Below are 17,490 nucleotides of genomic sequence, written 5' to 3' on the forward strand. Positions count from 1 at the left end.
TGTGGCCGGTCAGGTCACGTATCAGGGTGCCGGTGTGCGCGTCCCACACCCGCACCACCCGATCACCGCCACCGGAGGCCAGGTGGGTGCCGTCGGGGGAGAACATCACCGACAACACCCAGTCGATGTGGCCGGTCAGGTCACGTATCAGGGTGCCGGTGTGCGCGTCCCACACCCGCACCACACCATCCTCGCCACCCGAGGCCAGGTGGGTGCCGTCGGGGGAGAACACCACCGACAACACCCAGTCGGAGTGGCGGGTCAGGTCACGCACCAGAGCACCGGTGTGCGCGTCCCACACCCGCACCACCCCATCCTCGCCACCCGAGGCCAGGCGGGTGCCGTCGGGGGAGAACACCACCGACCACACCCCGCCGGGGTGGCCGGTCAGATCACGCACCAGAGCACCGGTATGCGCGTCCCACACCCGCACCACCTCATCAACGCCACCAGAGGCCAGGCGGGTGCCGTCCGGGGAGAACACCACCGACAACACCCGGCCGGTGTGACCCTTCAGGTCACGTATCAGGGTGCCGGTGTGCGCGTCCCACACCCGCACGACCCGATCATCGCCACCAGTGGCGAGGTGGGTGCCGTCGGGGGAGAACATCACCGACAACACCCGGCCGGTGTGGCCGGTCAGGTCACGTATCAGGGTGCGGGTGTGCGCGTCCCACACCCGCACCACCTCATCAACGCCACCGGAGGCCAGGTGGGTGCCGTCGGGGGAGAACATCACCGACAACACCCCACCGGTGTGGCCGGTCAGGGCACGCACCAGGGTGCCGGTGTGCGCGTCCCACACCCGCACGACCCGATCATCGCCACCAGTGGCCAGGTGGGTGCCGTCCGGGGAGAACACCACCGACAACACCCGCCCGGTGTGGCCGGTCAGGGCACGCACCAGAGCGCCGGTGTGCACGTCCCACATCTGCACCCGATCACCGCCACCAGTGGCCAGGTGGGTGCCGTCGGGGGAGAACACCACCGACCACACCCGGCCGGTGTGGCCGGTCAGGTCACGTATCAGGGTGCCGGTGTGCGCGTCCCACACGTGCACGACCCGATCATCGCCGCCAGTGGCGAGGTGGGTGCCGTCGGGGGAGAACACCACCGACCACACCCCACCGGTGTGGCCGGTCAGGTCACGTATCAGGGTGCCGGTGTGCGCGTCCCACACCCGCACCACCCCATCATCGCCACCGGCCGCGAGAAGGGAGCCATCTGGAGAGAACGCCACAGAGTGCGTTGACGCCGGTGGAGGGGCGAACTGCTCGGTGTACCCATCGGACGGGCCGACAGCCGCACCGGTCAGCATCGCAGACGTCGGTATGCCCTCGCGGGGAAGGCGGGCACCGAGCAGAGCGACCCTACGGAGGTCGGCGCTCGTAAGGTCGGCACCGAAGAGGTCCGCGTCGAGCAGGCTTGCTCCGGCCAGGTCTGCTCGCTCAAGCTTCGCGGAGGAAAGGTCCGCTTCGTCGAGCCGTGCGCGGGCCAGCACCGCGCCGGTGAGATCAGCTCCGCCCAGTTTTGCCCGGACCAACCGTGCCTCGGTGAGATCTGCTCCGGCGAAATCGGCCTCGCGCAGGTCCTGCCCGGTGAAGTCGTGCCCGCGCAGGTCCTGGCCCGCCAGCCGGGCCGGGGTACGCGGCTCGACGCCGAGCCTGGCAAGCACGCCGAGGGCGTTCTGCGTCGCGGCATTCGTAGAGGGTGTCTGCGCGACGACGCCTGTCGCCCAGTCGAGTGCCGCGTCGGCGTCGAGCCCGCAGAGGAACTCCGTCATCAACGGGGACATGTCCCGGGTGAGCGCGGGCGGAAGCTCTCCGTCGCGGCGCGCCAGCGCGGTCGCGATCTCATTCGCGACCAGCCACTCCATCACCGAGCGGTGCACGAACGCGAAGCGTGCGTCGCCGTCACGGACGAGTAGGGTGGCCGACCCGAGCAGATGGGATGCGGTGGACCGATCCACCGCCTGAGGGCCGGGGGTCTCCTCCGTGTCGGTCAGGACCGTGAGGGCATCGGCCGCGTGGCCGAGGTCCTCGACGCCGAGGCTGGGCTCGCCGGACAGCCACAGCCGGACGGCGAGCAGCGTGACTGCCGTCCACAATTGCTCGATGCTCGGCGGTTGGGTGCCGTCGCGGGCGATTCGGTGCTGTTCGAACGTCAGCCACTGCTTCAGCAGTTGGCGGTACAGGGCCGCCGCGGTTATCTCGCCGGTCACCGCGTCGCGGGCGGCCAGCAGGCGGTCACGGGTGATGCCCGCGATGAAGGTGAGCATGCGGGGGTTGCGCGACAGTCCGAGCAGGTCTCGTACGCCCCTCAGCAACTCCATGCGTTCGCGGGCGGAGGTTTCGCTGCCCATCCGTTTGGTCAGGAAGCTCTCGACCTGGTCGTCGGAGAACGGCAGCAGCTTCACCAGACGCCGCCCGGCCACGGTGGCCAGCCGGTCGCCCATGGCGTTGAGTACGTCGCCGTCGGCGAGGAAGTAGTGGTCGCGGCTGGTGAAAACGACCTTGGCCCGGCCGGCGGCGGCCCGCACGATCGTGTTCAGGTGCTCGGTGGCCCGGTCGTAGCGCACGCGCACGGCGAGTTCGTCGAACCCGTCGAAGAGCAGCGCGATGCGGCCCTCGCGCAGCAGGTAGTTGAACATCGCCAGGTCGATGCGGCGTTCGCCACCCGCGGCAAGCTGCGACGCGGCCAACTGGTCGAGCTGTTGCGTCTTCTCCAGATCGCGCAGGTGGATCAGCAGCGGGACCGCTGGATGGTCCTCTTCGTGCATGCGCCGGGCCAACTCGCGCAGCAGGAACGTCTTCCCGTGGCCGAACGGCCCCAGCAACGCGATCAGGTGGCCATCGGGGTCGGCCAGCCAGTACCGGAGTCGTTCGAGGACGTCCTCCCGCGCCTCGGCGGCGCCCGTCCCGCCGATCTCGACGTAGCGCTGCGGCACGTACTGGTCGGGCGGGTAGTTGCGGTCCTGCGCCAGCGCACGCGCCTGGCGTTGTGCGTACGGGCGAAGGTCGTAGCCGAGTTGGTACCCGGCGAAGCTCACCAGCTCCACGCCCCGCATCGACGCCAGCTCACGCAGGCCCGACTCGGCCGGCGGCCCGCCGTACACGAGCTTGGCACCGAGACCGACCCCGGCGGACCGGAAGCGTTCGCGCACCTGCTCGGCGAAGCGCTCCACGTCGGCGCGGGTGGCTGTCGTCTCGCACACGCCGATCGGGTAGGACTCGATCACCGCCGGCCCGTCCGGGGACAGCGCCCGGTTCACCGACACCCGCAGGTAGTCGGCCACCTCGGTGATCACGGCCGTAGGTTCGCGGAGGTGGCACACTTCCCGCACCCGCTCCCGCAGCGTCCCCGGCGCGCGTTCGCCGAAGTCCGGCTCGCGAGCGACAACGCGTTCCTCGCGCTTCGGACGGTGCAGCGGGTACGGATCGGGTCGAGGGTTGAGGCGAGGCGAGGTGAGGTCGCGCCACCAGGTGTCACCGTCGTCGCTGATGCTCGTGTCGCCGATCCACTTCCGCCGGCCGGGGTGGTACTGGCGGGCCCCGATGCGGGTGCCGGCCGGTGTGATGTGCACGATCTGGTACTGGTTGGGCACCTCCGGGGGGCGCTCGGCGGCGGCCACGCCGGCGCTACCCGCGCCGAGTACGGGCAGTGCGGTGCGGCCGAAGTGGAGCACTCGCGCGTCGTGGGTGTGCCCGTGCAGCACCAGATCCAGTCGGTCGCCGAGGATCTCGCCGAACCGGTCGGCGTCGCGCAGGTGCGCGTCGTCGTCGCCTGAGCCGCGTACCGGGTTGTGATGCAGCACCCCGATGCGCAGCAACGCGTTCGCTCCGGCGTCGCGCATCCGCGTGGCGAAGTAACGCAGCTGCTCCTCGCCGAGCCACCCGTAGTGGTCTTCCGGGCGATGGCTCTCCGCCATGGTGGAGTTGAGGCCGGCCACGGCGACGCGCAACTGCGGGAACTCGACGTGCAGCCACGGCTCGTCAACGGGCAACTCCGTGCCGTAGAACCGCTTGTGCAGCGCGGCGTACGCCTCCCACTTGGGCCAGTACGGTGCCACCGGCCGCTCGCCGTCGGCCTCCCGGTCCAGGAAGTACGCCTGGCACTTCTTCCGGTTGACGTCGTGGTTGCCGGGCACGATCACGATCCGCTCGGTGGGCAGGCCCAACCCGTCGCGCAGCGCGGTCAGGAACTCGTACACCGCCTCGTACTCGGCGGGCATCGCCCACTCCGCGAGATCACCGGCGACGACCACGAGGTCCGGTGCCAGCCGGTGCTCGCGGCGCAGCCAGTCCAGGTCGTCGAGCAGCCGGGCGGCGAGCGTGTCATGGCGGCGGTCGGCCTCGGTCATGCCGTCTTTTCCGAACCGGTGATGCGCCCCGAACTGCATGTTGGAGACGTGCAGCACGGTCAGCCCCGCCGACGCTGTCAGCCCCGCCGATGCTGGCGGCGCCGCCGGCATCGCCTCAACAACAAGATCAACACCAAGGGCGTACGCGTCGGATGCGTCGTCCTCGACGCTGGCCGCCTGGAGGACGCCGACCACCAGGCCCGTGTCCCGTTGCCACACCGGACCGCCGCTGAAGCCTTTGACGACCCGGAACCGGCCCCGGAGCTCCTGGTCCACGTGCATGCGGGTGGCGTCGGCGTTGCCCATGAGTTGGCCGCCCACATGCACGCCGAGCTTGCGGTCCGAGGACGGTCCCCACATCTGCACGGGTCCGCTCCGCACCGCCGCCGGTTCGGCCAGCCGCAGCGGTGTGGCGGGAACAGTGTCATCCGTGCCGAGAACCGCGATGTCGACGACATCAAACTCGCCACCGCCGCCGGGCAACCAACCCACCACCGTGACCGGATACGTCGGCGGCGCGGCGGTACGGGAGCCGAACGGGAACCGCAGGCTGAGGGTGGTCGTTGCGGGCGGGCGCGAGGGGTCACGGGGGTCGCGCCGCAGCGCGGCGTTGACCACGTGCGCGCACGTCACCAGGCGGCCCTGGGCGACGACGAACGCCAGCCCGATCGCACGCCCGTCATCGCGCAGCACGTGCGCGATCCCCTGTTCCGGTCCCATCGCCTCAGAACTATCAGCCGCCTTCGGCGATCCGCATCAGCCAATCGGACAACCGGGTATCAATCCACAACATCCCATTAGCTGATGCCAAACCTTCGCGGGGACCTGATACCTCTGAGTCCATGGCGACGAACACGGTCCTGCTCAAGGTCCCCGTTGACGACACCCACACCGAGTTCGTCGAGGTCGAGGTGGAACGACGTGACGTGGTAGAGGATTCGGTCGAGTTGACCGCCGACAACGGCCGCCAGATCGGCACGGCGACGTACTCGCTGGCGTCCTCACTCGACCACGTGCTGCCCGCCGTACGCCAGGTCATCACCAAACTTCGGGCCGACGAGCACGCGCCGGACGAGATCTCCATGGAACTGGGCCTGACGATCGGTGGCGAGACGGGCCTCTTCTTCGCCAAGGGCAGCGCCGAGTCGACCTTCACCGTCACCGCGACGTGGCGCAAGCCGAATGCCACCTGACGCGCGGCCGGAGCGGTCGATCGCGCGCGTGCTGCGCGACGGCAAGCCGGTCGGACTGGCCTTCGCCGTCGGGCCGCGCCAGATGGTGACGTGCGCACACGTGGTCAACGCCGCCCTGAACCGCAAGGTGAAGGAGCCCGCGCCGCCCACCGACGGGTGGCCGCCGCTGGTCGTCGAGTTCCTGTTCGCCGAGACGTCCCCGCGACGGTCGGCGAACGTGACATCGTGGCTGCCGGGCGGTGGCGGTCGGTTCGACCTGAACGACGTCGCGGCATTGGCGCTCGACGCGGACGTGCCGCCCGGCGTCGTGATTCTTTCCCCGCACGCCGGCGACCCCACCGGCCCTGTGCAGATGTTCGGCCCCACGCCTGACAGCTCGCTCCCGGGCCACGTGCAAGGGGAACTCATGGGCTGGGTCGACCGCGCGCGGCTGCAGATCGACCAGGATTTGCGGGGCGTCTTCCGCGTCGTGAAGGGGTTCAGCGGCGGGCCGGCATGGCGGCGCGACACCGGCCACGTCGTCGGCGTTCTGCACGCGTCCAACCTGGACGACGGTGCGAACAATGCGTACGTGCTGGCGGTTGATCTCATCCGGGAGGCCTGGCCGGCGCTGGCAGCGCCGCCTCCCGTGGCGCGCCGGCCGGCCGAGCCCCGCGACCCGACTCAATTGACCATCATGCACCTGAGCGACCTGCGGTTCGGTGCCGATCACGGGTTCGGGACGGTAGGTCTCACTGACGCCGACCGGCGCCGGGACACCATGCAGGCCCGACTTCTCGACGATGTCGCCGGCCTGCCCGAGCGGCCCGTCCCGTGGCCCGATCTGATCGTCGTGACCGGCAACGTGACGAGCACCGCCCGGCGGGAGGAGTTCGAACAGGCCCGGGCTTTCCTCACCGACCTGGCCGCCGGGCTCAGGCTGGGCCACGACCGGATCGTGGTGGTGCCGGGGCGCTCGGATGTCAACCTCAAGCTGTGCCAGGCCCACGTTCTGACGGAGGAGGCTCACGGGCACCAGGCGGTGGCGCCGTACTGGCCGAAGTGGGGGCCGTTCGCCGGCATGTACGGCGAGTTGCACGGGACCGCTTTCGCCAAAGACGAGCCGTGGCATTGGGCGGAGCTGCCCGAGCTGGGCGTGGCCGTCGCCGGGATCAACTCCACCATGGCGCAGAGCCATCTGCCCGATGACGACTACGGCGCCGCCGGCGAGGCCCAGTTGACGTGGTTCTCGAACCGGATGGCGGACGCCACACGGCGAGGATGGCTCCGTATCGGAGTGATCCATCACGGCCCCACCCCGGACGGCGGACTGCAGGACGCCGACCGGTTCGGTCACCTCCTCGCCCCGCACCTGCACGCCGTGCTGCACGCCCAGGCGGGCGGCGGCAGGATCGCCCGCATCGGCATCGCAGCCACACCCGCTATCGGGGCCGGCGGGCCGGCCAGCTACCAACTGCTGCGGTTCACCGCCGCCGGGGTGCGCGTCTATGGCCGACAGTTCAATCCGAGGACGCGCAAGTTCGGCGGCGACAACGACATCAGCGCGGACGGCAACTCGTGGTGGTGCGACGTACCGGTCGACCTCGGGCCGTTGCGAACGGAGTCGCAGCCCCATCGACTCCCCGCTATCAACAAAAAACCCGATCGTACGGTCGAACAACGTGGCGACCTGGCGGCACGCACGGAAAAGATCGTCACGTTGCGATGGCCGGGTGCCGTGGTGAACGAGGTCGTCCGAGGCGACCCTCCCATCCGTTACCTTCGCGTCTCTGTTCCGGGCAGCGCGGGGGTGGAGCAGTTCCCGATCGCCGTGATGCCTGGTGGCGTCACGCGGGACGACATCGAGTCTTTCGCGACGAACGTCGCCTCGGTCTACCGGACCGACACCAACGCTCTGTCCGCGACCATCGTCTATGACGGCCCACTCATCGGCAGCGATCTACGCGAGTGGGCCGGGTCGCCGCCCCGGCGGGTCGCCCTCGTCCACTTCGATGACTTCCAGCTCGTCTACGACCTGCGACCGTTCGCCCAACGGCAGGTGGCCGAGTCGGAACGTGACCTCCGGTACCCTTCGGACATTTACGTGCCACAGCGGTACCTCGAACTGGGTCGCGACGGTCAGCCACGAACCGTGGAACCGCGTGAGGATGTGCTCGAACGGCTCCGAGAATGGATCACCGACGCTGACGGGCACCTCATCGTGGTGCTCGGACCCTTCGGCCACGGTAAGACGTTCCTCATGCGGGAGCTGGCCCGCCGCATGCACCGGGACGGCGATCGGGCCGTGCCGGTGGTGATTCACCTGCGCGACCTGGAGAAGACGCACACGCTCGACCAGCTGGTCGCCGCGCAGCTCGTCGCCGGCGGGGAGAACCGGGTCGACCTTGATCGGTTTCGCTATCTGCTGGCCGAGGGCCGCATCGCGCTGTTCTTCGACGGCTTCGACGAACTCGCCATGCGGGTGACCTACGACCGCGCGGCCGAGCACCTGCGCGCCCTCGTGCAGGCCGCGTCCGGCCGCGCCAAGGTCATTCTGACCAGTCGTGATCATCATTTCATTAGCGACCGTGAGGTGGCGGTCACGGCCCTGGAAGCGAACCTCGCCAGAGCGGCGCAACTGCGTCTGATCAAGCTGGTCGGTTTCGACGAGGGCCAGATCATGCGCTTTCTGCTTCGACAACTCGGCGACAAGGGAAAAGCCGCTCGCCGGTTCAACCTGCTGGTGCAGGTCCGCGACCTCAGCTCCCTCGCCGAGAACCCCCGCATGCTGTCGTTCATCGCCGACATCGAGGAGCAACGCCTGGCGCAGGCGCATCGCCGCGACGGCAAGGTCACCGCGGCCATCTTGTACCGGGAACTGCTCGGGCAGTGGCTGGACTACGAACACTCCCAGGTCAAGGAGTCCGGCGGCCTCGGCAAGGAGGACCTGTGGGCGGCCGTGACCGACCTCGCCGGCCGCCTGTGGCACACCGGTCAGGAGGCGTTGGCGCTCAGCGACCTGGGCGACTCCGCCGCCGCGCTGGGCAGGATGACCGACGCGGTACACCAGCCACCCGGCGCCGGCTGGACCATTGACGAGACCGCCCACCTCGTCGGCGCGCGCAGCCTGCTCGTCCGCGACGGAGACGGACAGTTCACGTTCGTCCACCGCTCGGTGATGGAGTGGCTGGTCTGCCAGCGCATCGCCGACGCCCTCCGGGCGGGCGACGCCCGACCGGCGGACCTTTCGCTGGAGTTCTCCGAGCTGATGGTGGACTTCCTCGATGGGTTGATCGGTCGAACGGCGCTCAGCGCGTGGGTGTCGGAGACGCTCACCAGTCCCGGCGCGGAGGATGGTATGCGGACCAACGCGCTCCTCTGTCAGCAGCGGCTCGGCATCGAGGTCGTCGCACCGTTGCACCTGACCCGCGAAGACCTGCGTGGCCGGGATCTTTCCGGGCGGGATCTACGGCGGGCAGACCTCAGCGGTGCCGACCTCACGGACGCGCGGCTGACCGGCGCGGACCTGAGCGATGCCCAACTCAACACCGCGACCTTGCGCCACGCGGACCTTAACGGGGCCAACCTTCGCTACGCCGACGTGACGTTGGCAGACCTGACTGGCGCCCGGCTCATCGGTGCTCAGCTGACGGGAGCGAACCTGGAAGGAGCCCGCCTGCGACGAGCGGCGCTGGTCAACGCTGTCGCAACGGAAGGCGGACTTCTTGACGCGGACACCCGAGGTGCGGCGTTCGCCGTCTCGTCCGGCCTGAGCCTTCAGCTGGCCAGTGGTACTGAATCGATTCTCTCGATCGCGTTTGACGATCGTGGGGAGCTTCTCGCTGCAGCGTGCGCTGATGGGGTGGTGCGGGTGTGGGACGCGCATACCGGCGCCCTGGTACGTGACCTGACCGGCCACGCCGGTGGGGTGTTGTCGGTGGTGTTTTCCCCGGACGGTACCCGCCTCGCCTCTGGTGGCGATGATGGGGTGGTGCGGGTGTGGGACGCGCATACCGGCGCCCTGGTACGTGACCTGACCGGCCACGCCGGTGGGGTGTTGTCGGTGGTGTTTTCCCCGGACGGTACCCGCCTGGCCTCTGGTGGCGATGATGGGGTAGTGCGGGTGTGGGACGCACACACGGGCGCCCTGATACGTGACCTGACCGGCCACATCGACTGGGTGAGGTCAGTGGCGTTCTCCCCGGACGGCATCCTCCTGGCCTCTGGTGGCGCTGGTGGGGTGGTGCGGGTGTGGAACGCGCACACCGGCACCCCGGTGCGTGACCTGACCGGCCACACCCGTGGGGTGAGGTCGGTGGTGTTCTTCCCGGACGGTACCCGCTTGGCCTCTGGTGGCGATGATGGGGTGGTGTGGGTGTGGGACGTGCTTACCGGCGCCCTGGTACGTGACCTGACCGGCCACGCCGGTGGGGTGTTGTCGGTGGTGTTTTCCCCGGACGGTACCCGCCTCGCCTCTGGTGGCGGTAATGGGGTGGTGCGGGTGTGGGACGTGCACACCGGCACCCCGGTGCGTGACCTGACCGGCCACACTCGTGGGGTGTGGTCGGTGGTGTTCTCCCCCGACGGCACCTGCCTGGCTTCTGGCGGCGATGATGGAGTGGTGCGGGTGTGGGACGCACACACCGGCGCCCTGGTGGGTGACCTACCCGGCCACACCCGTGGGGTGTGGCCGGTGGTGTTCTCCCGGGACGGTACCCGCTTGGCCTCTGGCGGCGATGATGGGGTGGTGCGGGTGTGGGACGCGCATACCGGCGCCCTGATACGTGACCTGACCGGCCACACTCGTGGGGTGTTGTCGGTGGTGTTTTCCCCGGACGGTACCCGCCTCGCCTCTGGTGGCGACGATGGGGTGGTGCGGGTGTGGGACCTGTATACCGGCACCCTGATACGTCCCCTGACCGGCCACACCGACCGGGTGAGGTCAGTGGCGTTCTCCCCCGACGGCACCCGCCTCGCCTCCGGCGGCGCTGATCAGGTGGTGCGGGTGTGGGACGTGCACACCGGCGCCCTGATACGTGACCTGACCGGCCACACTCGTGGGGTGTTGTCGGTGGTGTTTTCCCCGGACGGTACCCGCTTGGCCTCTGGTGGCGATGATGGGGTGGTGCGGGTGTGGGACGTGCACACCGGCGCCCTGATACGTGACCTGACCGGCCACACTCGTGGGGTGTTGTCGGTGGTGTTTTCCCCGGACGGTACCCGCCTCGCCTCTGGTGGCGACGATGGGGTGGTGCGGGTGTGGGACCTGTATACCGGCACCCTGATACGTCCCCTGACCGGCCACACCGACCGGGTGAGGTCAGTGGCGTTCTCCCCCGACGGCACCCGCCTCGCCTCCGGCGGCGCTGATCAGGTGGTGCGGGTGTGGGACGTGCACACCGGCACCCTGGTACGTGCCCTAACCCGCCACACCGACCGGGTAAGGTCGGTGGTGTTCTCCCCCGACGGCAGCCGCCTGGCCACTGGTGGCGGTGATCGGGTGGTGCGGGTGTGGGACGCGCATACCGGCGCGCAGTTGTTCGCCACGATTGCACTTGCCGATGGCGGGTGGGCGGCCTTCGGCGACAACCTCCGCTACAAGTTGGAAGGAACGCCGAACGGCGAATTCTGGTATGTCATCAACATGTGCCGGTTCGAGCCGGGTGAACTCGACGCTTACGTCGGCGGACCGGTGAAGCTTCCCCTCGACTACCGCTTTGGTGCTCGTCCGTAGGAGACGGTCAGCACGGGACGGCGTGGAACGCCTCGGCGTACGCGTCGTTCGTTTATGCGACCGTGGACTTGGGCGGCTGGCAGACGTCAGGCGGCGGAGGCGGCCAGGGCGCTGGCGAACAGCGACGTGACCGTACGGGTCATCGCCGCCCGGGCCCCCTCCGCGTCGAGGCCCAGGCCGTCAACGAACATGGACCACGCGGGGAACATGGACGCGGCCACCACGGTGTGCGTCAGCTCCGCGCGGGACTCGCCGGCCATCTCCAGCTCGCCTGCGAAGAGCTGCTCGACCTCGGCGACGACGCGGGCGGTGTGCTCGCGGCGGTTGCGTTGCAGCTGTGGGGACACCGGCTCGCGCATCGCGGCGGCCCGCGCCGCCGGGGCGATCGCCTGCAACAGCCGGGCCCGCTGCCGGCAGTACGCGTCGATGCGCCGGTGCAGCGGCAGGGTCGCGTCGACCGGCGTCCACATCGCCAGCTGATCGGCCAGGATCCGTTCGCCGCTGGCCTTGAACAGGGTCTCCATGTCCTTGTAGTTGGTCCACAGGGTGCGCAGCGAGATGCCCGCCCGCTCGGCGATGCGCTCGCCGGACGGGGACAGGTCACCCTCGTTGATCAGCGCCACGTGCGCGTCGACGATCGCCGCCCGGGTGCGTTCCGCGCGCGCCGTACGGCCGTCGGTCCGGGTCTCGGCGGTCATGGTCGTGCCCCTTCGTAGCGGCGCAACTCGCGGCGCGCCAACGACCGCCGGTGCACCTCGTCCGGCCCGTCGGCCAAGCGTAGCGACCGGGCCGCCGCCCACAGCTTCGCCAGGGGCGTGTCCTGGCTGACGCCCGCCCCGCCGTGCGCCTGGATGGCCCGGTCGATGACCCATTGGGCCATCTCGGGCGTGACGACCTTGATGGCCTGGATCTCGGTGTGCGCGCCCTGGTTGCCGACCGTGTCCATGAGCCAGGCGGTCTTCAGCACGAGCAGCCGCGCCTGCTCGATGCGTACCCGCGACTCGGCGATCCAGTCCTGGATGACGCCCTGCTCGGCGAGCGGCCGGCCGAACGCGACCCGGGACGCCACCCGCCGGCACATCAGTTCCAGCGCGCGCTCCGCCATGCCGATCAGGCGCATGCAGTGGTGGATGCGGCCCGGACCCAGGCGCGCCTGCGACATCGCGAAGCCGCCGCCTTCCTCGCCGAGCAGGTTGGTCGCCGGCACCCGTACGTCCACGAAGTCGATCTCGGCGTGGCCGCCGTGGTCGCGGTCGTCGAACCCGAACACGGTCATGCCCCGCCGGATGACGACGCCGGGGGTGTCGCGCGGCACGAGGATCTGGCTCTGTTGCAGGTGCCGGGGCGCGGACGGGTCGGTCTTGCCCATCACGATGAGGATCTCGCACGCCGGGTTCATCGCCCCGGACGTGAACCACTTACGCCCGTTGATGACGTACGAGTCGCCGTCCCGCACGATCCGGGTCGCGATGTTCGTCGCGTCCGATGACGCCACGTCCGGCTCGGTCATCGCGAACGCCGAGCGGATCTCGCCGGCCAGCAGCGGCTTCAGCCACCGTTCGCGCTGCTCGTCGGTGCCGAACAGGGCCAGCAGCTCCATGTTGCCGGTGTCCGGGGCGGCGCAGTTGAGCGCGGCCGGCCCCAGCACCGGGCTGTGCCCGGTGATCTCCGCGAGCGGCGCGTACCGCAGGTTGGTCAGCCCCGCCCCGTACTCGCCGGGCAGGAAGAGGTTCCACAGGCCGGCGGCGCGCGCCGCGGCCTGCAACTCCCGCAGGACCGGCGGGTACGACCACGAGTCGGGCGCCTGGCGGACCTGCTCCTCGGCGACCGCCTCGGCGGGCCGCACGTGCGCGTCCATGAAGGCGAGCAGCCGCGCCCGGTAGTCCTCGGTCACGTTGTCGAACGCGAAGTCCATCAGTCACCCTCCAGGATCCGGCGGCCCTGCGTGATCAGCGGCACCACGCGGGCACCGATCGTTTCGAACCCCTCGCCGACGGTCAGCCCCCGCGTGTACCGGTAGTGCACGCCCTCGAGGATCGCGGCCAGCTTGAATGCCGCGAACGCCCGGTACCAGCGCAGGTTGCCCACGTCGCGCCCGGACCGCTCGGCGTAGTGGGCCACCATGGTCGCCACGTCCGGGTAGCCGGGCGCGTCGGACGGCGCCCGGTCCGGGCCGCCGTCGGGCGCGGGCGCCGGGTGCGTCGCGTAGGTCAGCATGAGCGCCACGTCCGCGAGCGGGTCGCCGAGCGTGGACATCTCCCAGTCGAGCACGGCCGCGATCCGCTCGCCCGCGAAGATGACGTTGTCGACCCGGAAGTCGCCGTGCACGACGGCCGCCGCCGACGTGGCCGGCACGGTCTGCGCGAGCCGCGCGGCCAGCTCGTCGGCGCCGGGCAGGTCACGGCTGCGCGAGGCGGCCAGCTGCCGGGTCCACGTGCGCACCTGCCGCTCGTTGTAGCCGTCCGGCCGGCCGAAGCCGGCCAGGCCGACCTCGGCCGGGTCGATCCGGTGCAGGTCCGCGAGGGTTCGCACAATCTCGAGTACGCGCGAGAGCACCCCGTCCGGGCCGAGCCGGGCGAGCGCGGCGGTGCTGCGCAGCACCTCGCCGTCGACATACCCCATCAGGTAGAACGGCGCACCCAGCACCTCCGGGTCGGCGCACAGGTGGACCATCGGCGGCACGGGGAAGCCGGTCGGGCCCAGCGCGCCCATCACCCGGTACTCCCGGCTCATGTCGTGCGCCGTGGCGAGCACGTGGCCCAGCGGCGGCCGGCGCAGCACCCACCGGCTCGCGCCGTCCGTGACGGCATAGGTCAGGTTGGACCGGCCCCCGGCGATCACCTCGCCGGTCAGGTCGCCGGTGAGGAGACCGGGCACGGTGGCGTTGAGGTAGCCGGCGAGCCGGGTCAGGTCGAGCCCGGGCGGGTTCGGCGCGGTCACGGCAGCAACGCCCGCCCGGCCGCGAGCCCCGCGCGCTCCAGCTCCTGCTGGGTGCGGTTCATGCCGCGCAGCCAGCGGTCCGGGTCGGTGGCCCGGCGCGCGTAGTACCCGGCGACCTGCGGGTGCGGCAGGATCAGGAACCGGTCGTCGGCCATCGCCTCGACCACGCACTCGGCGACCCGCTCGGGGGAGATCGCCTCGTCGCCGAGCAGCGCGCCGCTGGCCGCGTCGGCCTGCTCCAGCATCGGGGTACGCACCCCCTGCGGGCACAGCGCCTGCACGGTGATGCCCCGGTGCTCGTACGTGGCGCGCAGCCACTCGGCGAAGGCGAGCGCGGCGTGCTTGCTCACCGCGTACGGTGCCTTGCCCAGCAGGGTGAGCAGGCCCGCGGCCGAGACGGTCGCGACGAAGCGGCCCTGCCCGTCGGCGAGCCAGCGCGGCAGCAGCGCCCGCGCCGCGCGGACGTGCGCCATGACGTTGACCTGCCAGGCGAGGTCCCACACCTCGTCCGGGGCGGCCGGCGTGCCGGACGTGGCCACGCCCGCGTTGGCGCAGAAGATGTCCAGCGCGTCGAACCGGTCCCACGCGAACGCCACCAGGTCAGCGACCATGCGCGCGTCGGACACGTCGCCGGGGAACGCCACCCCGCCGATGTCGTCGGCCACCAGGGCGGCGGACCCGGCGTCGAGGTCGTTGACGACGACCCGCGCCCCCGCGGCGGCGAACTGTCGGGCCAGCGCGGCCCCGATCCCCGACCCGCCCCCGGTCACCACGGCGACGGAGTCCCGCAACTGCAACCCGGCCGGGCTCATGCCGTCACCTCCGCTCCGCTGCGGCGCCGGCATGAGGTCAACCTGAGCTGATGATTCGCTCGCGGGCGCTCGCTCATGCCGTCACCTCCGCTTCGCTGCGGCGCCGGCATGAGGTCAACCTGAGCTGATGATTCGCTCGCGGGCGCTCGCTCATGCTGTCACCTCCGCTCCGTTCATCGGGCGGCCCGGTCCGGCCACAGGTGTTTCGCGGACGTGTTGCTACACGACGTCCACACCGGGTCCACAGCGTGTCCACAAAACTGCACTGCCGCCTCGGGGACATAGGTGCACCGGGCAGGGCGGCGGCCAACCGGCGGTCCGGACCCGCTCACGCGCCGCCCCGCGCCAGGGTCACGCCGCCGTCCACGACCAGGGTCTGGCCGGTCACCCAGGAGGCGTCGTCGCTGACCAGGTACGCCACCGCACCCGCGATGTCGGCGGGCTCGCCGAGGCGGCGCAGCGGGTACGCCGCCGCGACCTGCTCCTCGCGCCCTTCGTACAGGGCCGTGGCGAAGCGGGTCTTCACGACGGCCGGGGCGACCGCGTTGACGCGCACGGTCGGGCCGAGTTCCACTGCCAGGCACGCGGTCAGGTGGGCCAGCGCCGCCTTACTGACCCCGTAGAACGAGATGCCCGGCGGCGGCACGATGCCGGCGACCGACGTCACGGACACGATCGAGCCGCCCCGGTCGACGAGCCCGGCGGCGCAGACCTCCTGCACCCAGCCCAGCGCGCTCACCACGTTCACTTCCATGATCTTGCGGGCGGCGCCGAGATCCAGGTCGACGAGCGGGCCGAACGTCGGGTTGGTGCCGGTGTTGTTGACCAGGATGTCCACCGGGCCGAACTCGTCGGTGACCCGGCGGACGACCTCGGCGCGGTGGGCGGGGTCGTCCGCCTTGCCCGCCACGGCCATGGCGACCTCCGGGCCGCCGAGCGTGGCGACCGCGTCGGCCAGCCCGTCCGCGCCGCGCGCGGTGAGGCACACCCGGGCTCCCTCGGCGATGAGTCGTTCGGCGATGCCGAGGCCAATGCCCCGGCTCGCCCCGGTGACGATGGCGACCCTGCCGGTCAGGCGCATGCTGCTTCTCCTCCGCGGAGGCCGGTGCTCTTACAGTGCGGACACTAGCTGGAGTCGGCTGGGGCCGGCGGGGTCGCCACCGGCCCCAGCCGAGCCGGTTACCCCGGAATGCCGCTGGTGGGCGGCGCGGGGCGCTGCTGGGCGTACTCGGCGACCGGCGCGTCGGCCGGGTCGGTCTCGTACACCGGGCCGAAGAATCCCTGCACGCCGCTCGCGACGCGGGTCAGCCTTCCCCCGCCGTACCCGGAATGGTTCCCTTCCGCGTAGCGCAGGGGCGCGTAGCCGGGCCCGGTGAAGCCGCCCTTCTTCAGCGCGGCGACGAGGCCCTCGCGGGTCAGGTCCTTGCCGGCCGCCTGCAGCACCTGCACGAACAGGTACGCCATCGACATGCCGTAGACGGTGTTGCCGGTGAACGGGGTGTTCGGTGCGTGCGCGTCGTGGACCTTCTTGAACAGCGCCGTCCACGGGTCAGCGGCGTCCGAGACCGCGGGCAGCGGCGAGATGCCGACCATGCCCTCCGCGAGCGGGGCGGCCTCCTTGAGCAGCGCGGCCACGGTCGGGTAGTCGGAGCCGACGTTGGAGACCACCCACTGCGGCTTGAACGCGAGCCGCGCCGCCGTGCCGATCGACAGCGCCGTGAAGCCCGGCACGGTCGCGAGGATCACGACCTCGCAGCCGGCCGCCTTGAACGCGCCGATCTGCGGGCCGACGTTCGTGTTCGTCACGGTGTACTTCTGCTCGGCGGCGACCGTGCCGAGGGCCTTCTTCACGCCCACGAGGCTGTCGCGGCCGAAGTCGTCGTCCTGGCCGAGGAAGCACGTCTTCTTGCCGGCGAAGTTCTGCTTCACGTACGTACCGAGGATCTTGCCCTCAACGGTGTAGTCCGTGTTGAAGCCGAACGTCAGCGGATACTTGGTGGGCTGGTTCCAGCTCAGGCTGCCGGACGCGACGAACAGGTCGGGCACCTTGTTGGTGTTGAGGAAGTCCAGCACGTTCGAGTGGGTCGGCGTGCCGAGCCCGTTGAGGATGGCGAACACCTTGTCCTGCAGGACGAGCTGGCGCACGACCTGCTGGGTGTTCGCCGGGTTGTACCCGTCATCCATGATCTTGTAGGTGATCTTGCGACCGTGCACGCCGCCGTTGGCGTTGACGTAGTCGAAGTACGCCTTCGCGGCCGGGGCGATCTCGGAGTACCCGGCAGCGGCCGGGCCGGTCAAGGGCGTGTGCGTACCGACGATGATCTCGGTGTCGGTGACGCCGGGGACGGCCGCCTTGCTGTCGTTGTCGCCGCAGGCGACGACGGTGGTGGCCGCCAGCACGAGTGCTGCGGCGAACGCGACGGTGCGTCGCGGGTGGTGGGACATGAGCGGACACCGGCCTTTCGAGGGGTG

The 17,490-nt window shown here is 70.5% G+C and carries 9 protein-coding genes; 2 read left to right on the top strand and 7 right to left on the bottom strand.

Annotated elements, in window-relative coordinates; genetic code table 11:
- On the bottom strand, window positions 1-5,080 hold a 5,080-nt coding region (locus tag ABD191_RS05000; protein WP_344077316.1), incomplete at its 3' end, for a pentapeptide repeat-containing protein.
- A 122-nt stretch (window positions 5,081-5,202) separates the two neighbouring features.
- Between ABD191_RS05000 and ABD191_RS05005 the strand changes: the two genes are divergently transcribed.
- Together ABD191_RS05005 and ABD191_RS05010 are read left to right on the top strand one after the other, a co-directional pair.
- Complete coding sequence (locus tag ABD191_RS05005; protein ID WP_344077318.1) at window positions 5,203-5,553, top strand: CU044_2847 family protein; 351 nt, start codon at window positions 5,203-5,205, stop codon at window positions 5,551-5,553.
- Window positions 5,543-11,266 (top strand): pentapeptide repeat-containing protein, encoded by a 5,724-nt coding sequence (locus ABD191_RS05010; RefSeq protein ID WP_344077320.1) that lies wholly within the window; start codon window positions 5,543-5,545, stop codon window positions 11,264-11,266. The genes ABD191_RS05005 and ABD191_RS05010 overlap by 11 nt, the downstream gene beginning before the upstream one ends.
- Before the next feature lie 86 nt (window positions 11,267-11,352).
- Here the strand turns inward: ABD191_RS05010 and ABD191_RS05015 are convergent, their stop codons facing one another.
- The 6 genes from ABD191_RS05015 to ABD191_RS05040 form a co-directional block, all read right to left on the bottom strand.
- Window positions 11,353-11,964 (bottom strand): TetR/AcrR family transcriptional regulator, encoded by a 612-nt coding sequence (locus ABD191_RS05015; protein WP_344077322.1) that lies wholly within the window; start codon window positions 11,962-11,964, stop codon window positions 11,353-11,355.
- Window positions 11,961-13,181: an acyl-CoA dehydrogenase family protein gene (locus ABD191_RS05020; RefSeq protein ID WP_344077324.1), complete on the bottom strand. Its 1,221-nt coding sequence runs from the start codon at window positions 13,179-13,181 to the stop codon at window positions 11,961-11,963. Before ABD191_RS05020 ends, ABD191_RS05015 begins: the two co-directional genes overlap by 4 nt.
- Entirely contained in the window at window positions 13,181-14,206 is a 1,026-nt protein-coding gene (locus ABD191_RS05025; protein ID WP_344077326.1) for a phosphotransferase family protein, read from the bottom strand. Before ABD191_RS05025 ends, ABD191_RS05020 begins: the two co-directional genes overlap by 1 nt.
- The gene (locus tag ABD191_RS05030) at window positions 14,203-15,003 is read right to left on the bottom strand and encodes an SDR family oxidoreductase (protein WP_344077858.1); all 801 of its coding nucleotides are present in this window, start codon (window positions 15,001-15,003) and stop codon (window positions 14,203-14,205) included. The genes ABD191_RS05025 and ABD191_RS05030 overlap by 4 nt, the downstream gene beginning before the upstream one ends.
- 343 nt (window positions 15,004-15,346) lie before the next feature.
- Complete coding sequence (locus ABD191_RS05035; RefSeq protein ID WP_344077328.1) at window positions 15,347-16,099, bottom strand: SDR family oxidoreductase; 753 nt, start codon at window positions 16,097-16,099, stop codon at window positions 15,347-15,349.
- A gap of 98 nt (window positions 16,100-16,197) precedes the next feature.
- Window positions 16,198-17,463 carry an ABC transporter substrate-binding protein gene (locus tag ABD191_RS05040; RefSeq protein ID WP_344077330.1) on the bottom strand — a complete coding sequence of 422 codons (1,266 nt, stop codon included), beginning with the start codon at window positions 17,461-17,463 and terminating at the stop codon, window positions 16,198-16,200.
- Window positions 17,464-17,490 lie beyond the last annotated feature (27 nt).

This window comes from Luedemannella helvata (assembly GCF_039528415.1).
Taxonomy (GTDB): domain Bacteria; phylum Actinomycetota; class Actinomycetes; order Mycobacteriales; family Micromonosporaceae; genus Luedemannella; species Luedemannella helvata.

Bases quoted from the DNA above. Each gene is read 5' to 3' on its own strand.
- ABD191_RS05005 (WP_344077318.1), top strand. From the start codon at position 5,203: ATGGCGACGAACACGGTCCTGCTCAAGGTCCCCGTTGACGACACCCAC.
- ABD191_RS05010 (WP_344077320.1), top strand. From the start codon at position 5,543: ATGCCACCTGACGCGCGGCCGGAGCGGTCGATCGCGCGCGTGCTGCGC.
- ABD191_RS05015 (WP_344077322.1), bottom strand. From the start codon at position 11,964: ATGACCGCCGAGACCCGGACCGACGGCCGTACGGCGCGCGCGGAACGC.
- ABD191_RS05020 (WP_344077324.1), bottom strand. From the start codon at position 13,181: ATGGACTTCGCGTTCGACAACGTGACCGAGGACTACCGGGCGCGGCTG.
- ABD191_RS05035 (WP_344077328.1), bottom strand. From the start codon at position 16,099: ATGCGCCTGACCGGCAGGGTCGCCATCGTCACCGGGGCGAGCCGGGGC.
- ABD191_RS05040 (WP_344077330.1), bottom strand. From the start codon at position 17,463: ATGTCCCACCACCCGCGACGCACCGTCGCGTTCGCCGCAGCACTCGTG.